The organism is Escherichia sp. E1130, assembly GCF_005781065.1.
GTDB lineage: Bacteria > Pseudomonadota > Gammaproteobacteria > Enterobacterales > Enterobacteriaceae > Escherichia.
The window spans coordinates 128602-151968 of sequence record NZ_VATL01000003.1; the positions used below are offsets into that span (position 1 = coordinate 128602).

Annotated in this window: 21 protein-coding genes and 1 other RNA gene; 11 read left to right on the forward strand and 11 right to left on the reverse strand. The window is 50.9% G+C overall.

The window, feature by feature from the left end:
* The first annotated feature begins 29 nt into the window (after positions 1-29).
* From FEK66_RS02170 to amtB, 4 genes are all read left to right on the forward strand, one after another.
* Positions 30-1802 (forward strand): SmdA family multidrug ABC transporter permease/ATP-binding protein, encoded by a 1773-nt coding sequence (locus FEK66_RS02170; protein ID WP_135494287.1) that lies wholly within the window; start codon positions 30-32, stop codon positions 1800-1802.
* Complete coding sequence (locus FEK66_RS02175) at positions 1795-3576, forward strand: SmdB family multidrug efflux ABC transporter permease/ATP-binding protein (protein WP_135492533.1); 1782 nt, start codon at positions 1795-1797, stop codon at positions 3574-3576. The genes FEK66_RS02170 and FEK66_RS02175 overlap by 8 nt, the downstream gene beginning before the upstream one ends.
* Before the next feature lie 180 nt (positions 3577-3756).
* On the forward strand, positions 3757-4095 hold the full coding sequence (gene glnK, locus FEK66_RS02180) for a P-II family nitrogen regulator (protein WP_059214988.1): 339 nt from the start codon (positions 3757-3759) through the stop codon (positions 4093-4095).
* Positions 4096-4124: 29 nt separating this feature from the next.
* Complete coding sequence (amtB, locus tag FEK66_RS02185) at positions 4125-5411, forward strand: ammonium transporter AmtB (protein ID WP_138211398.1); 1287 nt, start codon at positions 4125-4127, stop codon at positions 5409-5411.
* A gap of 182 nt (positions 5412-5593) precedes the next feature.
* Here the strand turns inward: amtB and tesB are convergent, their stop codons facing one another.
* On the reverse strand, positions 5594-6454 hold the full coding sequence (tesB, locus tag FEK66_RS02190; protein ID WP_130223207.1) for an acyl-CoA thioesterase II: 861 nt from the start codon (positions 6452-6454) through the stop codon (positions 5594-5596).
* Positions 6455-6672: 218 nt separating this feature from the next.
* On the opposite strand from tesB, the gene FEK66_RS02195 reads away from it, so the two are divergent.
* Entirely contained in the window at positions 6673-7245 is a 573-nt protein-coding gene (locus tag FEK66_RS02195; RefSeq protein WP_064527169.1) for a YbaY family lipoprotein, read from the forward strand.
* A 30-nt stretch (positions 7246-7275) separates the two neighbouring features.
* Here FEK66_RS02195 and FEK66_RS02200 read toward each other — a convergent pair whose 3' ends face one another.
* A complete protein-coding gene (locus FEK66_RS02200) occupies positions 7276-7587 on the reverse strand; it encodes an MGMT family protein (protein WP_130215477.1) in 312 nt (103 codons plus the stop codon).
* 162 nt (positions 7588-7749) lie between these two features.
* On the opposite strand from FEK66_RS02200, the gene ffs reads away from it, so the two are divergent.
* Positions 7750-7846, forward strand: an RNA gene (ffs, locus tag FEK66_RS02205) — signal recognition particle sRNA small type.
* Positions 7847-7965: 119 nt separating this feature from the next.
* On the forward strand, positions 7966-8319 hold the full coding sequence (locus tag FEK66_RS02210) for a DUF1428 domain-containing protein (protein ID WP_064529090.1): 354 nt from the start codon (positions 7966-7968) through the stop codon (positions 8317-8319).
* 37 nt (positions 8320-8356) lie between these two features.
* Here FEK66_RS02210 and FEK66_RS02215 read toward each other — a convergent pair whose 3' ends face one another.
* From FEK66_RS02215 to acrA, 7 genes are all read right to left on the reverse strand, one after another.
* Positions 8357-9907, reverse strand: coding sequence for an EAL domain-containing protein (locus tag FEK66_RS02215; RefSeq protein ID WP_138211399.1), 1551 nt, complete (start codon positions 9905-9907; stop codon positions 8357-8359).
* Positions 9908-10069: 162 nt separating this feature from the next.
* Positions 10070-10540: a YlaC family protein gene (locus FEK66_RS02220; RefSeq protein WP_130206287.1), complete on the reverse strand. Its 471-nt coding sequence runs from the start codon at positions 10538-10540 to the stop codon at positions 10070-10072.
* Between the two features lie 113 nt (positions 10541-10653).
* Positions 10654-11205, reverse strand: a complete 552-nt coding sequence (gene maa, locus FEK66_RS02225) for a maltose O-acetyltransferase (RefSeq protein ID WP_130206289.1) — start codon at positions 11203-11205, stop codon at positions 10654-10656.
* Positions 11206-11376: 171 nt separating this feature from the next.
* A complete protein-coding gene (locus FEK66_RS02230) occupies positions 11377-11595 on the reverse strand; it encodes an HHA domain-containing protein (RefSeq protein ID WP_001280991.1) in 219 nt (72 codons plus the stop codon).
* Between the two features lie 25 nt (positions 11596-11620).
* Complete coding sequence (gene tomB, locus FEK66_RS02235; RefSeq protein WP_021532618.1) at positions 11621-11995, reverse strand: Hha toxicity modulator TomB; 375 nt, start codon at positions 11993-11995, stop codon at positions 11621-11623.
* Positions 11996-12551: 556 nt separating this feature from the next.
* Positions 12552-15701 carry an efflux RND transporter permease AcrB gene (acrB, locus tag FEK66_RS02240; protein ID WP_131160987.1) on the reverse strand — a complete coding sequence of 1050 codons (3150 nt, stop codon included), beginning with the start codon at positions 15699-15701 and terminating at the stop codon, positions 12552-12554.
* Between the two features lie 22 nt (positions 15702-15723).
* Positions 15724-16917 carry a multidrug efflux RND transporter periplasmic adaptor subunit AcrA gene (acrA, locus tag FEK66_RS02245; RefSeq protein WP_130206293.1) on the reverse strand — a complete coding sequence of 398 codons (1194 nt, stop codon included), beginning with the start codon at positions 16915-16917 and terminating at the stop codon, positions 15724-15726.
* A 141-nt stretch (positions 16918-17058) separates the two neighbouring features.
* Between acrA and acrR the strand changes: the two genes are divergently transcribed.
* Together acrR and mscK are read left to right on the forward strand one after the other, a co-directional pair.
* Entirely contained in the window at positions 17059-17712 is a 654-nt protein-coding gene (gene acrR, locus FEK66_RS02250) for a multidrug efflux transporter transcriptional repressor AcrR (RefSeq protein WP_130206295.1), read from the forward strand.
* Between the two features lie 121 nt (positions 17713-17833).
* Positions 17834-21196 (forward strand): mechanosensitive channel MscK, encoded by a 3363-nt coding sequence (gene mscK, locus FEK66_RS02255; protein WP_135406155.1) that lies wholly within the window; start codon positions 17834-17836, stop codon positions 21194-21196.
* 204 nt (positions 21197-21400) lie between these two features.
* Here the strand turns inward: mscK and rsmS are convergent, their stop codons facing one another.
* Both rsmS and priC read right to left on the reverse strand, forming a co-directional pair.
* A complete protein-coding gene (gene rsmS, locus FEK66_RS02260; RefSeq protein ID WP_130206299.1) occupies positions 21401-21568 on the reverse strand; it encodes a pleiotropic regulatory protein RsmS in 168 nt (55 codons plus the stop codon).
* A gap of 13 nt (positions 21569-21581) precedes the next feature.
* Positions 21582-22109, reverse strand: a complete 528-nt coding sequence (gene priC, locus FEK66_RS02265; protein ID WP_130206301.1) for a primosomal replication protein N'' — start codon at positions 22107-22109, stop codon at positions 21582-21584.
* A gap of 69 nt (positions 22110-22178) precedes the next feature.
* On the opposite strand from priC, the gene FEK66_RS02270 reads away from it, so the two are divergent.
* Positions 22179-22547: a DUF454 family protein gene (locus FEK66_RS02270; protein WP_130215613.1), complete on the forward strand. Its 369-nt coding sequence runs from the start codon at positions 22179-22181 to the stop codon at positions 22545-22547.
* A 161-nt stretch (positions 22548-22708) separates the two neighbouring features.
* A complete protein-coding gene (gene apt / locus FEK66_RS02275; protein WP_064529079.1) occupies positions 22709-23260 on the forward strand; it encodes an adenine phosphoribosyltransferase in 552 nt (183 codons plus the stop codon).
* Positions 23261-23367 lie beyond the last annotated feature (107 nt).

The following is a 23367-nucleotide window of genomic DNA, read 5'->3' on the forward strand; positions in this document are numbered from 1 at the left end:
TTATCCAGGATCAGGTCAGGACATAACGCGTGCGATTATTTGCTCAACTAAGCTGGTATTTCCGCCGGGAATGGCGCCGCTATCTCGGGGCTGTTGCCTTGCTTGTCATTATTGCGATTCTGCAACTGATCCCGCCAAAAGTCGTTGGTATTGTTGTCGATGGCGTGACAGAAAAACACTTTACTACCGGGCAGATCCTGATGTGGATCGCCACCATGGTGTTGATTGCAGTCGTGGTTTATCTCCTGCGTTACGTCTGGCGCGTACTGCTGTTCGGCGCGTCTTATCAACTGGCTGTTGAACTGCGTGAAGACTATTACCGCCAGCTAAGCCGCCAGCATCCAGAGTTTTATCTGCGTCATCGTACGGGCGATCTTATGGCCCGTGCGACAAATGACGTCGATCGTGTGGTATTTGCCGCCGGTGAAGGGGTGCTAACGCTGGTAGATTCGCTGGTGATGGGTTGCGCAGTGCTGATAATGATGTCAACGCAGATTAGCTGGCAGTTAACTTTAATAGCGCTGTTGCCGATGCCAGTGATGGCAATCATGATTAAACGCAACGGCGATGCCTTGCATGAACGCTTTAAGCTGGCACAAGCCGCCTTTTCCAGCCTTAACGATCGTACCCAGGAGAGTCTGACCAGTATTCGCATGATTAAATCCTTTGGTCTGGAGGATCGCCAGTCTGCGCTGTTCGCCGCAGATGCCGAAGATACCGGTAAGAAAAACATGCGAGTAGCGCGCATTGATGCTCGTTTCGATCCGACCATTTATATCGCGATTGGCATGGCGAATTTACTGGCGATTGGCGGTGGTAGTTGGATGGTCGTGCAGGGCAGCTTAACGTTGGGCCAGCTCACCAGTTTTATGATGTACCTTGGTTTGATGATTTGGCCGATGCTGGCGCTGGCGTGGATGTTTAACATTGTGGAGCGCGGCAGCGCGGCGTATAGCCGAATTCGTACCATGCTGGCCGAAGCGCCAGTCGTTATTGATGGTAAAGATAAGGTGCCAGAAGGTCGTGGTGAACTGGATGTGAATATTCGCCAGTTTACGTATCCTCAAACTCATCATCCTGCGCTCGAGAACGTCAGTTTTGCGCTGAAACCGGGTCAGATGCTGGGAATTTGCGGGCCGACCGGCTCCGGAAAAAGTACTGTGCTGTCATTAATTCAACGTCATTTTGATGTCACCGAGGGTGATATCCGTTTTCATGATATTTCTTTGACGCAGTTGCAACTCGACAGCTGGCGTAGCCGCCTGGCAGTAGTTAGCCAGACACCGTTCCTTTTTTCTGACACGGTTGCTAATAACATCGCGCTGGGTTGCCCAAATGCCACCCAGCAAGAAATTGAACACGTAGCGCGGTTAGCCAGCGTGCATGACGATATTTTGCGTCTGCCGCAAGGTTACGACACAGAAGTGGGCGAACGCGGCGTGATGCTTTCCGGTGGGCAAAAACAGCGAATCTCCATTGCCAGGGCATTGCTGGTGAATGCGGAAATCCTCATTCTTGACGATGCTCTATCGGCGGTAGATGGTCGCACGGAATACCAGATTCTCCATAACCTGCGCCAGTGGGGGCAGGGGAGAACGGTGATTATCAGCGCCCATCGCCTTTCTGCCCTGACCGAAGCGAGTGAAATTATTGTGATGCAGCATGGGCATATTGCCCAGCGCGGCGATCATGATGTGCTGGCGCAACAAAGCGGCTGGTATCGCGATATGTATCGCTATCAACAACTGGAAGCGGCGCTCAACGATGCTCCGGAAAATCACGAGGAGGCCGTTGATGCGTAGTTTTAGCCAACTCTGGCCGACTCTGAAGCGCCTGTTAGCTTACGGTTCACCATGGCGTAAACCGCTGGGTATCGCAGTGTTGATGATGTGGGTGGCAGCGGCGGCAGAAGTGAGCTGCCCGCTGCTCGTCAGTTACTTTATCGACAATATGGTGGCGAAAAATAATCTGCCGCTGAAAATGGTTGTCGGGCTGGCGGCGGCATATGTCGTACTGCAACTGTTTGCCGCCGGGCTACATTACGCGCAGTCGCTGTTGTTTAACCGGGCGGCAGTAGGCGTTGTACAACAGTTACGTACCGATGTGATGGATGCTGCACTGCGCCAACCGTTGAGTGAGTTTGATACTCAGCCGGTCGGGCAGGTGATTTCCCGCGTTACCAATGATACTGAAGTTATCCGCGATCTCTACGTTACCGTGGTCGCGACTGTTTTGCGTAGTGCCGCCCTGGTAGGGGCGATGCTGGTAGCGATGTTCAGTCTCGACTGGCGAATGGCGCTGGTAGCGATAATGATATTCCCGGTTGTGTTGGTGGTGATGGTGATATACCAGCGTTACAGTACGCCGATTGTCCGCCGTGTACGCGCCTATCTGGCTGATATCAACGACGGCTTTAACGAAGTTATTAACGGCATGAGCGTCATCCAGCAGTTCCGCCAGCAGGCGCGATTTGGCGAACGTATGGGCGAAGCCAGCCGTTCACACTATATGGCGCGAATGCAAACGCTACGGCTGGACGGCTTTTTACTGCGTCCCCTGCTGAGTCTGTTTTCATCGCTCATTCTTTGTGGCTTGTTGATGCTGTTTGGCTTCTCCGCCAGCGGCACCATTGAAGTGGGTGTGCTGTATGCGTTTATCAGCTATTTGGGGCGACTTAACGAACCCTTAATCGAACTGACCACGCAGCAGGCGATGCTGCAACAGGCTGTTGTTGCTGGCGAGCGTGTGTTTGAACTGATGGACGGACCGCGCCAGCAATATGGCAATGATGATCGCCCGTTACAGAGCGGCACCATTGATGTCGATAACGTGTCGTTTGCTTATCGCGATGACAATCTGGTGCTGAAAAATATTAATCTTGCCGTTCCTTCGCGCAGCTTTGTGGCGTTGGTGGGGCATACCGGTAGCGGCAAAAGTACCCTGGCAAGTTTGCTGATGGGCTATTACCCACTAACAGAAGGTGAGATTCGCCTTGATGGACGTCCGTTAAGTTCGCTCAGTCATAGCGCGCTGCGTCAGGGCGTGGCGATGGTGCAGCAAGATCCGGTAGTGCTGGCGGATACCTTCCTCGCCAACGTGACGCTGGGACGTGATATCTCCGAAGAGCGCGTCTGGCAGGCGCTGGAAACCGTGCAACTGGCGGAACTCGCGCGCAGCATGAGTGATGGTATTTATACGCCGCTGGGCGAGCAGGGGAATAATCTCTCGGTCGGGCAAAAGCAACTGTTGGCACTGGCACGCGTGCTGGTGGAGACGCCGCAAATCCTGATCCTTGATGAGGCAACCGCTAGCATTGACTCCGGTACTGAACAGGCGATTCAGCACGCTCTGGCGGCGGTGCGTGAACACACTACGCTGGTGGTGATTGCTCACCGCTTATCGACCATTGTTGATGCTGATACCATTCTGGTGCTTCATCGTGGTCAGGCTGTGGAACAGGGCACTCACCAGCAACTGCTGGCCGCCCAGGGGCGCTACTGGCAGATGTATCAACTGCAACTTGCGGGCGAAGAGCTGGCAGCCAGCGTGCGTGAAGATGAATCCCTGAGCGCCTGATTAGCGCAAAATTTCATCGGTGGTGCAAAAATGTAACGCACTGTGCACTGTCATAGTGCGTTTTTATTTTCAATCTTCTTAACTTCCTGCTCTCTTTCTCGTTTTTCATTTCTGGCACACCGCTTGCAATACCTTCTTCGTGTAGCAGAACCATTACCGAATTCTGACCGGAGAGGATCTATGAAGCTGGTGACCGTGATAATCAAACCATTCAAGCTGGAAGACGTTCGTGAAGTGTTATCTTCCATTGGTATTCAGGGCCTGACCGTCACCGAAGTGAAAGGTTTCGGGCGTCAGAAGGGCCATGCTGAGCTGTACAGGGGCGCGGAATACAGCGTCAACTTCCTGCCAAAAGTAAAAATTGATGTGGCGATTGCTGATGATCAACTCGATGAAGTGATCGATATCGTCAGTAAGGCGGCTTACACCGGAAAAATTGGCGATGGCAAAATCTTCGTCGCTGAATTGCAACGCGTCATTCGTATTCGCACCGGCGAAGCCGACGAAGCGGCGCTGTAATCTCTGGCACACAGCAACAGGAACGAAACATGAAGATAGCGACGATAAAAACTGGGCTTGCTTCACTGGCGATGCTGCCGGGACTGGTAATGGCTGCACCTGCGGTAGCCGATAAAGCCGACAATGCGTTTATGATGATTTGTACTGCGCTGGTACTGTTTATGACTGTTCCGGGGATTGCCCTGTTTTACGGCGGGTTGATTCGCGGCAAAAACGTGCTGTCGATGCTAACGCAGGTGACCGTGACGTTTGCACTGGTCTGTATTCTCTGGGTGGTTTACGGTTACTCGCTGGCGTTTGGTGAGGGCAACAATTTCTTCGGCAACATTAACTGGTTGATGCTGAAAAATATTGAACTGACCGCAGTCATGGGCAGCATTTATCAGTACATCCACGTGGCGTTTCAAGGATCGTTTGCCTGCATTACCGTCGGCTTGATAGTCGGGGCGCTGGCGGAACGGATCCGCTTTTCAGCTGTGCTGATCTTCGTGGTGGTGTGGCTGACGCTCTCCTACATTCCAATTGCACATATGGTGTGGGGCGGCGGCTTGCTGGCTTCTCATGGTGCGCTGGATTTCGCGGGTGGCACGGTGGTGCACATTAACGCCGCAATCGCCGGTCTGGTGGGCGCGTATCTGATAGGTAAACGCGTGGGCTTTGGCAAAGAGGCGTTTAAACCGCACAACCTGCCGATGGTCTTCACCGGGACTGCCATTCTCTATATCGGTTGGTTTGGATTTAACGCCGGGTCAGCGGGTACGGCGAATGAAATCGCGGCACTGGCATTTGTGAATACTATGGTGGCAACGGCGGCGGCAATTCTTGGCTGGATCTTCGGTGAATGGGCGCTGCGTGGTAAGCCTTCACTGCTGGGGGCGTGTTCTGGCGCGATTGCCGGTCTGGTCGGCGTGACGCCAGCCTGTGGCTACATTGGGGTTGGCGGTGCGTTGATTATCGGCGTGGTAGCTGGTCTGGCGGGCTTGTGGGGCGTTACCATGCTCAAACGCCTGTTGCGGGTCGATGATCCTTGCGATGTCTTCGGTGTGCACGGCGTTTGTGGCATTGTCGGCTGTATCATGACCGGGATTTTTGCCGCCAGCTCGCTGGGCGGCGTGGGCTTCGCTGAAGGTGTGACTATGGGCCATCAGTTGCTGGTACAGCTGGAAAGCGTCGCCATTACGATCGTCTGGTCCGGTGTGGTGGCATTTATCGGCTACAAACTGGCGGATCTGACGGTTGGCCTGCGTGTGCCGGAAGAACAGGAGCGAGAAGGGCTGGACGTCAACAGCCACGGCGAAAATGCCTATAACGCGTAACAAGCAATCAAATGCAATTTAGCCTGATGCGCTGCGCTTATCAGGCCTACATTAAAAATCACAATTTGTTGAATTTACAATAATTGGTGGGCCGGATAAGGCGTTTACCCCGCATCCGGCATCAACAAAAGCATGTTACCAACTATCTGGCAGCCGGACGGTTTTCACCTCCGGCTGTTTTTTTAATTGTGATTACGCATTACCCCTTCCTGAACGGTCGAGGCAACTAGTACGCCGTCCTGGGTATAAAACTCACCGCGCACAAATCCTCGGGCGCTGGACGCTGACGTGCTCTCCACGCTATACAGCAGCCATTCGTTTAAATTAAATGGTCGATGGAACCACATCGAATGGTCAATGGTGGCTATCTGAATCCCCGGTTCGAGAAAACCGATGCCGTGCGGCTGTAGAGCTACCGGCAGGAAGTTAAGATCAGAAGCGTACCCCAGCAGATACTGATGAACGCGCAGATCATCCGGCACGCTACCATTTGCGCGGATCCACACCTGACGATGCGGCGCGGCGACGTGACCTTTCAGTGGGTTATGAAATTCCACCGGACGCACTTCCAGCGGACGATCGCAGATGAATTTATCTTTCAGCACTGGCGGCAGCAGGTGCGCCAGCGACTGGGCGATCTGTGTTTCCGAAGGCAAACCATCGGGCGCTGGGGCCGGAGGCATCTCTTTTTGGTGTTCGAATCCAACTTCTGGCGCCTGGAAAGACGCTGTCATATAAAAAATGGGTTTGCCGTTCTGAATCGCTGCCACACGGCGAGCACTGAAACTGTTGCCGTCACGCAGTGTTTCGACATCATAAATAATCGGCTTCTTGCTATCACCAGGGCGAAGAAAGTAGCTGTGGAATGAATGCACCAGACGCTCTTCGGGTACTGTCTCCTTTGCGGCATACAGGGCCTGACCCACGACCTGGCCGCCAAACACCTGGCGTAAACCTAAATCTTCACTCTGGCCGCGAAAGAGTCCTTCCTCAATTTTTTCCAGATTCAACAATGTCAGTAAATTTTTTAAGGCCTGACTCATATTAACTCTCCAGTAACAAAGCTGCCGCAGCAAGCCAAAGTGAGTTGAGTATAACGCAATTTTGTCACTGGTCCGATGGGTGCAATGGTCTGAATTACGGGCTAAATGCAGGCGTAAATACGTGATTTGTGCCACACTTATTGACGTTACGATTTTGTTAACCACTCTTCCGGCGAGGAAAGTTAGCCCGCTGGTGCATTGATAATAAGGAGAAGTGAATGAAACTCGTGCACATGGCCAGTGGTTTAGCGGTTGCGATTGCGTTGGCGGCTTGCGCTGATAAAAGCGCGGATATCCAGACGCCAGCACCTGCTGCAAATACCTCTATTGCGGCGACACAACAACCTGCTATACAGCAACCTAATGTCTCCGGTACGGTCTGGATCCGTCAGAAAGTCGCACTGCCTCCTGATGCTGTGCTGACCGTGACACTTTCTGACGCGTCTTTAGCCGATGCGCCGTCTAAAGTACTGGCGCAAAAAGCGGTGCGTACCGAAGGTAAACAGTCGCCATTCAGCTTTGTTCTGCCATTTAACCCGGCAGACGTTCAGCCGAACGCGCGTATTCTGTTAAGTGCGGCGATTACCGTAAACGACAAATTGGTGTTTATTACCGATACCGTCCAGCCGGTTGTCAATCAGGGGGGAACCAAAGCCGACCTGACATTGGTGCCGGTTCAGCAAACCGCCGTGCCTGTCCAGGCCAGTGGTGGCGCAACAACTACCGTACCATCGACTTCACCGACCCAGGTGAATCCGTCTTCGGCAGTTCCAGCTCCTACGCAATATTAAGCGAAGTTAACCCTCTCCGCCCGGAGAGGGTTAGTAGTTCCAGCGATAACGCTGTAAGTCGATTTGTCCGTTTCCCGATACCATCACGCCTTCTGCCAGTAATGCCTGCCGCTGACGCTGTAAATCTGGTCCGGTTAATGAGATTGTGCCGTGGCGGTTAACCACCCGATGCCAGGGCAAAGTGCTGCCTTCGGGCAGGCGCTTTAACACACCGCCCACCTGGCGCGCGGCACGGGGCGATCCTGCCAGTTTCGCGACATCGCCGTAAGTAGTGACATACCCTTCGGGAATAGCGGCTACGATTTGCCACACGCGTTGGGGAAATGAATCTTCTTTTTCCATCTTTTCTTCCTGAGGTAATTTTTCAGCATAATCTGGAAAAACGTCCGAGTGAAGTCGCATTGCGCAAGAAACCAGCATCCGGCACGCAATGGGTTGCAATTAGCAGGGGCAGCAGTGATAATGCGCCTGCGCGTTGGTTCTCAACGCTCTCAATGGGGGCTCTGTTGGTTCTCCCGCAACGCTACTCTGTTTACCAGGTCAGGTCCGGAAGGAAGCAGCCAAGGCAGATGACGCGTGTGCCGGGATGTAGCTGGCAGGGCCCCCACCCATTTCTGCCTCCCACCGTTTCGTCAAAAAATCTCAATGTGGCTAAACTTTAACCACGACTGATGCCGCAAGAATTTTCTGGCTGCACGGTACGCTTCGGAGGTATGTCTGATGAAGTATGTTGATGGTTTTGTGGTTGCTGTTCCTGCCGACAAAAAGGATGCCTATCGTGAAATGGCCGCAAAGGCCGCGCCGCTGTTTAAAGAGTTTGGCGCCCTGCGCATTGTTGAATGCTGGGCCAGCGATGTACCGAATGGCAAAGTGACCGATTTTCGTATGGCGGTCAAAGCGGAAGAGAATGAGGAAGTGGTTTTTAGCTGGATTGAATACCCTTCAAAAGAGGTCCGCGACGCTGCCAATCAGAAGATGATGTCGGACCCACGGATGAAAGAGTTCGGCGAGTCCATGCCGTTTGATGGTAAACGAATGATCTACGGTGGGTTCGAGTCAATCATTGACGAGTAGCGTGACGGGCTGTGCGGCGTGCCGCCAGCCCCAAAATTCACAGATGGTGTTCTGCCCAGCGTATAAACTCCTCTTTCGGTAATGCTTTGCTGTACAACCATCCCTGGCCGTAATGCACGCCATGCTGGCGTAGCCACTCTTCCTGTTTGCTGGTTTCGATCCCTTCCGCCACCATTTTAAGTTTCAGTGTTTTTGCCATTTCGATGATATGCGGTGTGACATTTTTATATTCCAGCGCATCAACAAAAGATTTATCGATCTTCAGAATATCGACATCCAGATCCTGCAAATAACTTAAGCTCGAATAACCGGTACCAAAATCATCAAGATAAATTTCATGACCAACCTGTCGATATCGGGAGATTACCGGGGCGCTGATTTTTGGATCAGCAAACTCGCGTTCAGTGAGTTCAAGAGCGATCTGTTTGGGATTGACCTGGTAGTGATTGATCATTTCACGCAGCAATTGCGGGATTTTTTCCGAGGTGAGCACAGTGGATTCAAGATTGATCGAAATATGTTGCTGCGGATGCTGACGCAGCCAGTCGCCCATATCTTCAAAGACCGTTTTGATAATAAGCAGAGTCAGAGATTCTGACAGGCCCGTTTGTTGCGCCAGCGGGATAAAACTATCCGGTGACAACCAGCTACCGTCTGTCTGCGGCCAGCGCGCCAGCGCTTCGGCTCCGACAATCTTTCCATTCGATAAGGAGATAATAGGCTGATAGTGCACGCAAATATCGCGGTTCTCGATAGCATCCTGCAGGCGATGATGCGGTGACTGGATACGGCGTAAAATCCGCAGGACGAACATTGCCGCCAGTAGGCCAATTAACAATCCGACAGGCAACCAGATAAAGACCTGCCGATGCCAACCTTTTTGTAACGTTTTTGTCGAAGCCCAGGTGATTATGGAAATATTCATCTCGGGGAGAGGCAGGATATCGTAAATGATTCCATTCTTTTCGATGTGTTCACCCGGTGTTTTTTGCAGCTGGGTAATAATTCCCTGGGCTAATTCGTCACTGCTGGTAATGATAATGTTATGCACATTGCCAATAATCGCGGCATCAATTTGCCACGAGCTATAAGGAATCACATCTATAAATGAGGCGGGGTCAATCATCACTATGTAATGTGCAGTTCCCATTGCAACCATGTAGCGGGTAATACCTAAATCGTTGTGCGAGGTTAACCATACCCGATAACCATCGTTCGATATTTTACCTGGCTCGGGGAAGGTATCTGGCGGACTTTCATGTTCCAGAGAAGAGCACTGAGGCACGTTGTTATCAACATAGACCACTTCCTGAATATAACGATAACTATAAGATACCCGGCGCATTTCCATTAGATGAGCCTTGCTACAGGCTGCGCCTTGCCATTTTTCCAGTTTTTGTAGTGCATCTTTCCCTTGCGACGCCACTTTGTTGGCGCGAATAGCGACGCGGGATGAGTAGGTATGTAGCTCCTCAACAAATGACGTTTCTACCTGTTGATGAGCCAGCCAGATGCTTAAGCCCACTGGTAGAAGTACGGAAAGGATCAGTACTCCTGAAATTAGGCTGACCAGATGTCGTGTTCTCACCAGCATGTCCTTATTTACGCAGTGTAGGGAGAGTATATCCGATAGCGAATAAGGGCATGCAAAAGATAAGTGATGCGGGGGAGTTTCGTTAAATGCGTTGTGGCAACGATTGTTGTCAATTCACCAGGCGCGGATGTTTACGCCTGGTGAGGGCGATACAACTTATGGTGTCGCTTCGGTGCGGGCGAGAGTGAAAATATCGTAAAAGGACAACTCACCTTTACGAGCGATCATTTTCTGCAACTGTTCTTTGTGGATGTTCGCGACACGCGGCGAGTTCAGAATAGCGTCGACCAATGCAGTTGGAACAAAGCGTGTATTGTACCATTCGCCGTTGTAGCAAACCCGGAAATCAAGAACGTCGATATCTTCGTAATGGTAACGCGGATAAACGTCAAAAAAGAAGAAACCGTTAAGCAGGATGAACAATACCACCAGGAGCCAGACTGAACCAACCAGCGTTTCAGACTGTAACATCACAGCCAGAGTGGCAAAAAAAGCGACATACATACCGATAAACAGCCCCGGATGTTTACGGATAAAACTGATACTAAAGCGAGGTTTATTATCGCGTTTTTCGTGTGCATTTAGTGCATCAATTGTTTCGGTCAGCAGGCGTTGTATTTCAGTCATCTTTTGCCTTTGTGGTATCTGCAACTTTTCAGGGAACACCCTATTTTAACGTGGGAATCATATGATGAAAGTAACAGATTAACCACAATTTTGCATAACAGTTGCAACTATGGTTACAGTTTTTTAATGACAGTAGCCGGGTTACCGCCCACGACAACATTAGCCGGAACATCTTTTGTGACGACGGCGCCAGAGGCCACCACGACGTTATCGCCAATGGTTACACCAGGGTTGATGACAGCACGTCCGCCAATCCAGACGTTATTACCGATAGTCACAGGTTTCCCCAGTTCAGCGCCACTATTACGGGCTACTGGGTCAACAGGGTGCGTTGCGGTATAAATGTGAACACCTGGTGCCAACATGCAATTATCACCGATACGAATTGGGCAGACATCGAGCATCACGCAATCGAAGTTGGCGTAAAATCCTTTGCCCAAAAAAATGTTATAGCCATAGTCGCAGCGAAAAGAGGGTTCAATATAAGCATCTGCTACCTGACCGAATAAATCGGTGAGAATTTTCTGGCGTAATGTTTGTTCTTCCGGTGCGGAGTGATTGTATTGGTGAATAAGCTGACGAGCGCGCAGGCGATCGCGAGATAACTCCTCATCTGCCGAGCGATACAACTCACCAGCAATCATTTTTTCTTTTTCTGTGCTCATTACTGACCTCCCGTTGCTGAAAATGCGGCAACACGGTAATGCGAATAGTCAGTTAAGAGAACGTTCCCGTTTTCCGAATGTGATGAAGGTCACATGCAGTATGCTTTCATTGCGAATAATATAATAATGTTAATAAACAGTCGGTTACATTTTCGAATGTCTGCTATTTAATTACCGAATAAATTTCCATACAGAGGAGGGGATCTTGTCGTACAGTTTATTCATGGTCAATTCTGCGAGGCGGTGATCTGCGGCTGAGTAAAATACCGCCAGTTCATTATCTGATAATTCGTATTTATTTTTCTCGATAACACGCTCTAGCGTGTCAATTGTCTGGCAACGACGCAGACGCATCAAATAATCGGTTTTCGTTAAAGGTTTATCGGACATACTTCTACCCATGGTTGTAATAATTCTAACAAGATAAACTCGCAGGATTCTCTTTAGTGGCATTCACAAAACAACGGAACAGTCGGTTACCTGACTTCCGCCATTTCTGGAGATCCTGCATATTAATACCATAACTACTGAACAACATAAAGGTGTCGTCCAGATATTCATCTATCTGCTCAATGAGCTTATTGTCTTCATTATACTTAATTTTGTAATTAAGTGCGAAGGTTGCTATATGTTCAATGAGTTCATTAAGCTGCAGATTGATGGCCGAGGTAGGGTCGTTAACCCAACCATGGTTACTTTCTTCAAGGTTTGCAAGACAGTCATGATACAAGGTTTCGCAGAGAAATTTAAGCTGCGCGACATCATGTCTTTTTGGTGAGTATTCATCCATAACGCGTCCCCCTTCTTAGCGGTTGAACTAACGGACACCTTTTGGGATGGAAAACTTACAGACCTGGCCTGCCCTCTCACTTGTTAGATTAACTATAAGCTACTCTTTGGCGGTTTTCATCGTATTATTACGAAAAATTACAATTAGGAGGAGGGAAGGGAAAAGACTCTCTTCCTCATTCCAGCGCTGACGACGTAATGGCTAAAGCACTTTGTCTGATGCTATTCATAACATAATGTAATCAGGATGTTTGAGAGTGATAAAATGGTCTGACGATTTGTCACACTAATACCCAGGATTACTCTGATTATGATGTAATTGACATGAACAAATAAAGAATTGCCGCAAATAATTAAGAATAGCCTCTAGATGCCTGGGGGTTATTAAATCCATCGGTACGACTTAATATAAATTAACTAACAATAAGTATTTTTTATGAATTTTATGCGGCGTTAAAACTAACTTACGTTTGAAATCATTAACTATAAACATTTCACCATTAAGATTACGCGTATAAAAAAGGCCGCTTGCGCGGCCTTAGTGATTACGACGTTAATCAATGATGATCGACTGTATGGTTATGTTCGATATCTTCATTTTTGCGGCTAAAGCGGCGGCGAACCACCACGAAGAACACCGGAACGAAGAAGATAGCCAGTACCGTTGCGGTCACCATCCCGCCCATTACACCAGTACCTACTGCGTTCTGCGCGCCGGAACCAGCACCGGTGCTGATAACCAGCGGCATAACACCGAGGATAAATGCCAGTGAAGTCATCAGGATTGGGCGTAAACGCATCCGCACCGCATCCAGAGTTGCTTCAATCAGACCTTTACCTTCTTTATCCATCAAGTCTTTGGCGAATTCGACGATAAGTATCGCGTTCTTCGCCGACAACCCAATGGTTGTGAGCAGGCCCACCTGGAAGTAAACGTCGTTGGTCAGGCCGCGGAAGGTGGCTGCCAGCAACGCACCGATAACCCCCAGCGGCACGACCAGCATAACGGAGAACGGAATCGACCAGCTCTCGTACAATGCCGCCAGACACAGGAACACGACAATCAACGAAATCGCATACAGCGACGGCGCCTGGTTGCCGGAGAGACGTTCCTGATAGGACATCCCCGTCCAGTCGTAGCCAACACCGGTAGGCAGTTTGCTCGCCAGTTGTTCCATCAGCGCCATTGCTTCACCGGTACTCTTACCTGGTGCCGCCTGGCCTAAGATCTCCATGGATGGCAGGCCGTTGTAACGTTCCAGACGCGGCGAACCGTACTCCCAACGCGAAGAGGAGAATGCCGAGAACGGCACCATCTGGCCATCAGCAGCACGCACATACCAGTTACCGATATCTTCCGGCAGCATGCGGTATTTTGCTTCTGACATGACGTAAACTTTTTTCACACGACCGCGGTCGATAAAGTCGTTCACGTAGCTGCCGCCCCATGCAGCGCCCAGGGTAGTGTTAATATCGTTAATAGAAACACCCAGTGCCTGAGCTTTCTCCTGGTCGATATCAATCTTGAACTGCGGAGTATCTTCCAGACCGTTTGGACGCACGCTGGTCAACAGATCAGGATGTTTCGCCGCTTCGCCCAGCAGCTGGTTACGCGCTTGAGTCAGTTTTTCGTGACCGAGGCCCGCCTGGTCAATCAGCTCAAAGTCGAAGCCCGTTGCCGTACCCAGTTCCACAATCGCAGGCAGGTTAAAGGCGAAGACCATCGCATCTTTAATCTGCGAGAAAGCGCGCGTTGCACGCGTGGTAATCGCTTCAACTTTGTTTTCATCACCCGGACGGTCAGCCCAGTCCTTCAACGAAACGAACGCAATACCGGTGTTCTGACCACGTCCCGCAAAGCCGAAGCCGTTAACGGCGAATACCGACTCAACGTTGTTCTTCTCTTTGGTCAGATAGTAATCCGTCACCTCATTGAGCACTTTCTGCGTACGTTCCTGCGTCGCACCCGCTGGCAGTTGGACCATGGTCATAAATACACCCTGGTCTTCATCTGGCAAGAAGGAACTTGGCAGACGTATAAACAGATAAGCCATGCCGACCACAATGATCAGATACAGCACCAGATAACGCCCCGTACTGCGCAGAATACCGCCTACGCTGTCGGTGTAGTGGTGCGTGCTCTTCTCGAACATGCGGTTAAACCAGCCGAAGAAGCCTTTTTTGCCTTCGCCGTGATCGCCTTTAGCGATAGGTTTCAGCATAGTGGCACAAAGTGCCGGAGTCAGGATCAACGCCACCAGCACTGACAGTGCCATTGCCGAAACAATGGTAATGGAGAACTGACGATAGATTGCACCAGTAGAGCCGCCGAAGAAGGCCATCGGGATAAATACCGCCGACAGCACCATCGCGATACCCACCAGTGCGCCCTGAATCTGTCCCATCGACTTACGTGTGGCTTCTTTCGGCGGTAAACCTTCTTCCGCCATTACACGCTCAACGTTTTCTACCACAACGATGGCGTCATCAACCAACAGGCCGATGGCGAGCACCATCCCGAACATCGTTAGCGTGTTTATCGAGAAGCCAAAGGCGGCAAGGACGGCAAAGGTCCCCAGCAATACCACCGGTACGGCAATGGTCGGAATCAACGTCGCGCGGAAGTTCTGCAGGAACAGATACATAACCAGGAACACGAGGATGATCGCTTCGACCAGGGTTTTAACCACTTCGTGAATAGAGATTTTCACGAACGGCGTCGTGTCGTACGGATAAACGATTTTCAGACCTGACGGGAAGAATGGCTCCATCTTCGCCAGTTCAGCACGGATTGCCGCAGCAGTTTCCAGCGCGTTCGCACCGGTTGCCAGCTTGATACCCAGACCAGAAGCCGGTTGTCCGTTAAATTCCGCGATGATGTCGTAGTTCTCACCACCCAGCTCAATCTTCGCCACATCACGTAGCAGCACGCGGGAACCATCCTGATTCACTTTCAGCAGAATTTTGCCGAACTCTTCAGTAGAGGTCAGACGCGTCTGAGCAATAATAGAGGCGTTAAGCTGCTGGCCTTTCACCGGCGGTGTACCGCCGAGCTGACCGGCTGCGACCTGGGCGTTCTGTGCTTTGATAGCGGTAATGACATCAACCGGCGTTAGCTGGTATTTGTTCAACTCATTCGGGTTCATCCAGATACGCATCGCGTACTGTGAACCGAACAGCTGAACGTCACCAACGCCCGACGTACGGCTAATGGCATCTTTCATATTTGCCGCTACGTAGTCGGAGATATCTTCCTGCGTCATGGTGCCGTCAGTGTTGATAACACCGACAACCATCAGGAAGCTGCTGGAAGATTTCTCAACGCTCACCCCTTGCTGCTGTACTTCTTGCGGCAGCAACGGCATCGCCAGTTGCAGTTTGTTCTGCACCTGAACCTGCGCGATATCCGCATCAGTACCAGACTCAAAGGTCAGGGTGATCTGCACAGTACCCGTGGAGTCACTGTTAGAGGACATATACATCAGGTTATCGATACCGTTCATATTCTGTTCGATAACCTGTGTCACCGTGTCCTGCACTGTTTTCGCATCAGCGCCGGGGTAGGAAGCGGAGATCGTGACCGCCGGTGGTGCAATCGTAGGATATTGCGCCACCGGCAGTTTGAGGATCGCCAGCCCCCCTGCCAACATGATAATGATGGCGATCACCCACGCAAAAATCGGGCGATCGATAAAGAAATTAGGCATGTCTTAACGGCTCCTGTTTAAGTTAAGACTTGGACTGTTCAGGCTGAGCACCGCTTGCGGCTTGCTGGTTATTATCAGCGGTAACTTCTTGTGCTTTTACCTGGACACCAGGACGCACTTTCTGCAGCCCACTTATTACTACGCGGTCGCCTGCTTTCAGACCTTCTGTCACCAGCCACTTATCGCCAATAGCCTGGCTTGCGACGATTGGGCGGGTTTCCACTTTGTCATCCGCGCCAACCACCAGAACGGTAGCCTCACCGCGTGGTGTACGAGTTACACCCTGTTGCGGAACTAAAATGGCGTTAGGATTAAGCCCTTCTTCCAGACGAGCGCGCACGAACATACCCGGCAGCAGAGTGTGATCCGGGTTCGGGAAGATAGCGCGTAAAGTGATAGACCCAGTGGTCTGATCGACAGTCACGTCAGAGAACTCCAGCGTACCGTCCTGCGGGAACTTAATGCCGTCGCTGGTGATCAGCGAGACTTTGGCCTTGCCGTTCTCTTGCTTCAGCGTACCGTTTGCCAGTTCCTGTTTCAGACGCAGGAAGTCGTTGCTGGACTGGGTAACATCCACATAGATAGGATCAAGTTGCTGCACGGTTGCCAGCGCAGTCGCCTGACCGTTTTGCACCAGGGCACCTTCCGTCACGTTTGATTTACCAATACGGCCAGTAATCGGAGAGGTGACTTTGGTGTAAGCCAGATTGATCCGCGCGGTTTCAACAGCCGCTTTTGCCGCAGTGACAGCCGCATTTGCCTGTTGCGCATCAGCCAGAGCCTGATCGTACTCTTGCTTACTGATGTACTGAGTACCCAGCAGTTTCTGGTAACGATTAACAGTCAGTTGTGCGATATTGGCTGCCGCCTGCGCTTTCGCCAGATCGCCTTTTGCACTGTCGTACGCCGCCTGGTAGGTAGCAGGATCAATCTGATAAAGAGAGACACCTGCTTCGATGTCGCTACCCTCTTTGAAATTACGCTTCAGGATAATCCCGCTAACTTGAGGACGAACTTCTGCGATCCGGAAAGCACTGGTGCGGCCCGGAAGCTCGGTTGTGATCTGCAGAGGTTCAGTTTTGACTGTTACTACCCCAACGGCGGGCATCTGCTGGCCACCTTGTTGGGCCTGTTTGTCGTCACATCCTGTAAGCGCTAAGCTGCCTGAGAGCATCAGAACGATCGCCAGAGGCGTAAACCCTCTGTTTTTGTTCATATGTAAACCTCGAGTGTCCGATTTCAAATTGGTCAATGGTCAAAAGTCGATAAACCCATTGCTGCGTTTATATTATCGTCGTGCTATGGTACATACATTCATAAATGTATGTAAATCTAACGCCTGTAAATTCACTAACATATGGCACGAAAAACCAAACAAGAAGCGCAAGAAACGCGTCAACACATCCTCGATGTGGCGCTACGTCTTTTCTCACAGCAGGGGGTATCATCCACCTCACTGGGAGAGATTGCAAAAGCGGCAGGCGTTACGCGCGGTGCAATCTACTGGCATTTTAAAGACAAGTCGGATTTGTTCAGTGAGATCTGGGAGCTGTCAGAGTCCAATATTGGTGAACTAGAGCTTGAGTATCAGGCAAAATTCCCTGACGATCCACTCTCAGTTTTAAGAGAAATACTAATTCATGTGCTTGAATCGACGGTGACGGAAGAACGGCGTCGATTATTGATGGAGATTATTTTCCACAAATGCGAGTTTGTCGGAGAAATGGCGGTTGTCCAACAGGCACAACGAAATCTCTGTCTGGAAAGTTATGAACGTATAGAGCAAACGTTAAGACATTGTATTGAAAAAAAATTATTACCAACCAATTTAATGACGCGCCGTGCGGCGATAATTATGCGCGGTTATATTTCCGGCCTGATGGAAAACTGGCTGTTTGCACCGCAATCTTTTGATCTCAAAAAAGAAGCCCGCGATTACGTAGCCATCTTGTTGGAAATGTATCTTCTTTGCCCGACTCTTCGTACTCCCGCCGCCAACGAAAAATCCTGAATCAGACTCCAGGATTTATCCTGGACATTTTCGCTGTTGCTATTCTGGCTCTCTACACCGTGATATTCTAGCCACCCGACTCGTTCAGGTCGTTCTTCAGGTTCAGAAACCTTCATTCATCATGACTATGTTCCAGTATTACAAACGATCACGGCATTTTGTTTTTTCAGCATTTATTGCTTTTGTTCTTGTCTTGTTATGCCAGAACACGGCGTTTGCGCGGGCGTCATCGAATGGTGATCTACCGACGAAAGCAGACCTGCAGGCACAACTTGACTCACTGAATAAACAAAAAGATCTTTCTGCCCAGGACAAGCTGGTGCAGCAAGATATTACTGACACGTTAGCCACCCTTGAGAAAATCGATCGCATAAAAGACGAAACGGTGCAATTACGGCAAAAAGTTGCTGAAGCGCCAGAGAAAATGCGTCAAGCGACTGCAGCGCTAACTGCGCTCAATGATGTGGATAACGACGAAGAAACCCGCAAAATTCTGAGTACGCTATCGTTGCGCCAGTTGGAGTTACGCGTCTCCCAGGCGCTGGACGATTTGCAGAATGCACAAAATGATCTGGCTTCTTATAACAGCCAGTTAGTTTCGTTACAGACGCAGCCTGAACGCGTGCAAAATGCGATGTATACCGCCTCGCAGCAATTGCAACAAATTCGCAGCCGCCTGGATGGAACCGAGGTCGGCGAAGCCGCCTTACGTCCCAGCCAGAAAGTGTTAATGCAGGCGCAGCAGGCTTTGCTGAATGCCGAGATTGACCAACAGCGTAAAAGCCTGGAAGGGAACACAGTCTTACAGGATACCCTGCAAAAGCAGCGTGATTACGTGACGGCGAACAGTACGCGACTTGAACATCAGCTACAACTGTTGCAGGAGGCGGTGAACAGCAAGCGCCTGACATTAACCGAAAAAACGGCGCAGGAAGCCGTTACCCCGGATGAAGCTGCGCGTATTCAGGCTAATCCGCTGGTGAAGCAGGAGCTGGAAATAAACCAGCAATTAAGCCAGCGTCTGATTACCGCTACCGAAAACGGTAATGTCCTGATGCAGCAAAACATCAAAGTCAAAAACTGGCTGGAGCGGGCGCTGCAATCGGAACGTAACATCAAAGAGCAGATTTCTGTCCTGAAGGGCAGTCTGCTGCTTTCACGCATTCTTTATCAGCAACAACAAACGCTGCCCTCGGCGGATGAACTGGAAAATATGACCAACCGCATCGCGGACTTGCGTCTCGAACAGTTTGAAGTCAACCAGCAACGTGACGCGCTGTTCCAGAGCGATGCGTTCGTCAGCAAGCTGGAAGAAGGTCACGCCAACGAAGTCAACAGCGAAGTTCACGATGCGTTATTGCAAGTGGTTGATATGCGTCGCGAACTGTTGGATCAGCTTAACAAACAGTTGGGTAACCAGCTGATGATGGCCATTAACCTGCAAATCAACCAGCAGCAGTTAATGAGCGTATCGAAAAACCTGAAATCCATCCTGACTCAGCAAATTTTTTGGGTGAACAGTAACCGTCCGATGGACTGGGACTGGATCAAAGCGTTCCCGCAAACCCTGAAAGATGAGTTTAAATCGATGAAAATTACGGTGAACTGGGAAAAAGCCTGGCCCGCCGTATTTATCGCTTTCCTTGCCGGTTTGCCGCTGCTGTTGATTGCCGGGCTGATTCACTGGCGTTTAGGCTGGCTGAAAGCATATCAACAAAAACTGGCTTCGGCGGTAGGTTCCCTGCGTAACGATAGCCAGCTCAATACGCCAAAAGCGATTCTTATTGATCTGATCCGCGCACTGCCGGTGTGCCTGATTATTCTCGCTGTCGGCCTGATTCTACTGACGATGCAACTCAACATCAGCGAGTTATTGTGGTCGTTCAGCAAAAAACTGGCGATTTTCTGGCTGGTGTTTGGCCTGTGCTGGAAAGTGCTGGAGAAAAACGGTGTTGCCGTGCGTCACTTTGGTATGCCGGAACAGCAGACCAGCCACTGGCGTCGGCAAATTGTCCGCATCAGCCTCGCGTTGCTGCCGATCCATTTCTGGTCTGTGGTGGCAGAACTTTCCCCGCTGCATCTGATGGATGATGTGCTGGGGCAGGCGATGATTTTCTTCAACCTGCTGCTGATTGCCTTCCTGGTGTGGCCGATGTGCCGCGAAAGCTGGCGTGATAAAGAGTCGCACACCATGCGACTGGTCACCATTACCGTGCTGTCGATTATCCCGATTGCGCTGATGGTGCTGACCGCTACAGGCTATTTCTACACCACGCTGCGCCTCTCCGGGCGTTGGATTGAAACCGTTTATCTGGTGATCATCTGGAACCTGCTCTACCAGACAGTATTGCGCGGTTTAAGCGTAGCGGCGCGGCGTATCGCCTGGCGTCGTGCGCTGGCGCGTCGGCAGAATCTGGTGAAAGAGGGCGCAGAAGGTGCCGAACCGCCGGAAGAACCCACCATCGCGCTGGAGCAGGTTAACCAGCAGACGCTGCGTATTACCATGTTGCTGATGTTTGCGCTGTTCGGTGTCATGTTCTGGGCAATTTGGTCCGATTTGATCACCGTGTTCAGCTATCTCGACAGCATCACGCTCTGGCATTACAACGGCACTGAAGCTGGCGCTGCGGTGGTGAAAAACGTCACCATGGGCAGTCTGTTGTTTGCGATTATCGTCTCAATGGTGGCCTGGGCGTTGATTCGCAACCTGCCTGGTTTGCTGGAAGTGCTGGTGCTGTCGCGCCTGAACATGCGCCAGGGGGCATCGTATGCCATCACCACTATCCTTAACTACATCATCATTGCCGTTGGTGCGATGACGGTGTTCGGATCGCTGGGCGTCTCGTGGGATAAACTCCAGTGGCTGGCAGCAGCATTATCCGTAGGTCTTGGTTTTGGCTTACAGGAGATCTTCGGTAACTTTGTCTCCGGTTTGATCATCTTGTTCGAACGTCCGGTGCGCATTGGCGATACGGTAACCATTGGTACCTACTCTGGGACGGTCAGTAAGATCCGTATTCGTGCGACAACGATTACCGATTTCGATCGCAAAGAAGTGATCATCCCGAACAAAGCGTTTGTTACCGAGCGTCTGATTAACTGGTCGTTGACTGATACCACCACGCGTCTGGTGATCCGTCTGGGCGTGGCCTATGGCTCCGATCTGGAAAAAGTCCGCAGAGTCCTGCTCCAGGCAGCGACAGAGCATCCAAGGGTGATGCACGAGCCAATGCCAGAAGTCTTCTTTACTGCATTTGGCGCCAGCACGCTGGATCACGAACTGCGCTTGTATGTTCGTGAACTGCGCGACCGTAGCCGCACCGTCGATGAACTGAACCGTACTATCGATCAGTTATGCCGTGAAAACGACATCAACATTGCCTTTAACCAGCTTGAAGTGCATTTGCATAACGAGAAGGGCGATGAAGTGACGGAAGTGAAACGTGACTACAAAGGTGATGATCCGACGCCTGCGGTAGGATAATAACGAAAGGGGCGGCATTTAGTTGCCCCCGAGATTGCTGACAAAGTGCGCGTTGTTCATGCCGGATGCGGCGTAACCGCCTTATCCGGCCTAGGAAACCGCGAAAATTCAATATATTGCAGGAGCGGTGTAGGCCTGATAAGCGTAGTGCATCAGGCAGTTTTGCGTTTGCCCGCAATCTTAGGGGACATTTAGCGGCCCCATTTATTTATCACTTTGCGCCTCATCATCGCGCGTTAATTTCTTTTCATAATCACGCTTTACAATATCCAGCGCGCGCAGCACGGTGCTGGCAGGGATTTGATTTTCTTCCAGTAGCACAATTAAATCGACGGCCAGTTTGACATCGTCAGGGGCATTTTCCAGTGACATACTTTCTCCATTGTTAGCGGGTTAAACGCGCTAACCTGTTTTCGATTTTTTCCAACGCATGACGGCAACGCGCCAGGCGCGCTTCATAGGCTTCCACTTCACGATGTAGCGTTTGCTGTTCCACGAGATCGGTCGCCCGCACCAGACGGGCTTTACGTTCGGCAACCATTTCACGTAGCCGTCGTTCAAACTCCTGATGCTGAATACGTTTACGCTGCCAGCGGGCAATTTTTGGTGGTGCGCTATCCCACTCGCGTAGCGACCAGGCTGCGGCTTCACGCGCGATGGCTTCCAGTTGTGCCGCCAGATGTTCTGCCAGCCAGGCGACTTGCGGCAGTTGCTGTTGCTCAACCGCATGGCGAAGCGCTGACAAATTATCTCCCGCTTCTTCCAGGTACGCCTGTAACGTTGTCGCACGGGTCTGAAAAAGGTGCCTGTCGAAACGGGCGCTTAACGTGGCGAACTGCGCCACCGGGGCACAACGCTGGCGCAGCGTGGCGAGCTGACCTTCCAGTTTTTCCAGCAGCAGGGCAGTTTTCACGATAAGACCTCAATGAAAATGATAATTGTTATGCTAAAGTAGCCACTCTGTATGCTGACTACACATAATATGCAACGAATCATTTTAATCATCATTGGCTGGCTGGCGGTAGTGTTGGGTACGCTGGGCGTGGTATTACCGGTATTGCCGACTACGCCATTTATCCTGCTGGCCGCCTGGTGCTTTGCCCGTTCATCGCCGCGCTTCCACGCCTGGTTGCTGTACCGTTCATGGTTTGGCAGCTATTTACGCTTCTGGCAGAAATATCATGCAATGCCACGCGGCGCAAAGCCTCGGGCGATATGCATTATTTTACTGACTTTTGCTATTTCACTTTGGTTCGTACATATGACGTGGGTGCGGATTCTGTTATTGGTGATCCTCGGCTGTTTGCTGATTTTTATGTGGCGAATCCCAGTGATTGATGAAAAGCAATAAAAACGGCAAAGCACAACAATCGCTGTTGCAATTATCGCCCACAGCCAGTACATTCTGGCGTTTTCGAGCACAGGCGCAGGCGGTCAAAGGTTAAACAACTGTTACTTTTGACTCGTTTAAAACGCGCCGTGAGTACCACCGTAACAAGCAGGCATACACTTATGACCGCGACTGCACAGCAGCTTGAGTATCTCAAAAATAGCATCAAAAGCATTCAGGACTACCCGAAACCCGGCATTCTTTTCCGCGATGTCACCAGCTTACTGGAAGACCCGAAAGCTTACGCTCTCAGCATCGATTTACTGGTTGAGCGTTACAAAAATGCGGGCATTACCAAAGTTGTCGGCACTGAAGCTCGTGGCTTCTTGTTCGGCGCTCCGGTAGCATTGGGTCTGGGCGTTGGTTTTGTGCCGGTACGTAAACCAGGCAAACTGCCGCGCGAAACTATCAACGAATCTTATGAACTGGAATACGGCACCGATAAGCTGGAAATCCACGTTGATGCCATTAAACCTGGCGACAAAGTGCTGGTGGTTGATGATTTGCTGGCAACAGGCGGCACCATTGAAGCGACGGTTAAACTGATCCGCCGTTTAGGTGGTGAAGTTACTGACGCTGCGTTCATCATTAATCTGTTCGATCTTGGCGGCGAACAGCGCCTCGAAAAGCAGGGCATTACCTGTTATAGCCTTGTCCCGTTCCCGGGCCATTAATTTTCGCCAGCCCACGTCATGGGCAGCACAAGTTGTACATTCAGCCTCGCCGTTCTGACGGGGCTGTGTTAGCATTACCCCTTCGTGAATCCACCTTCCAGCGTTTC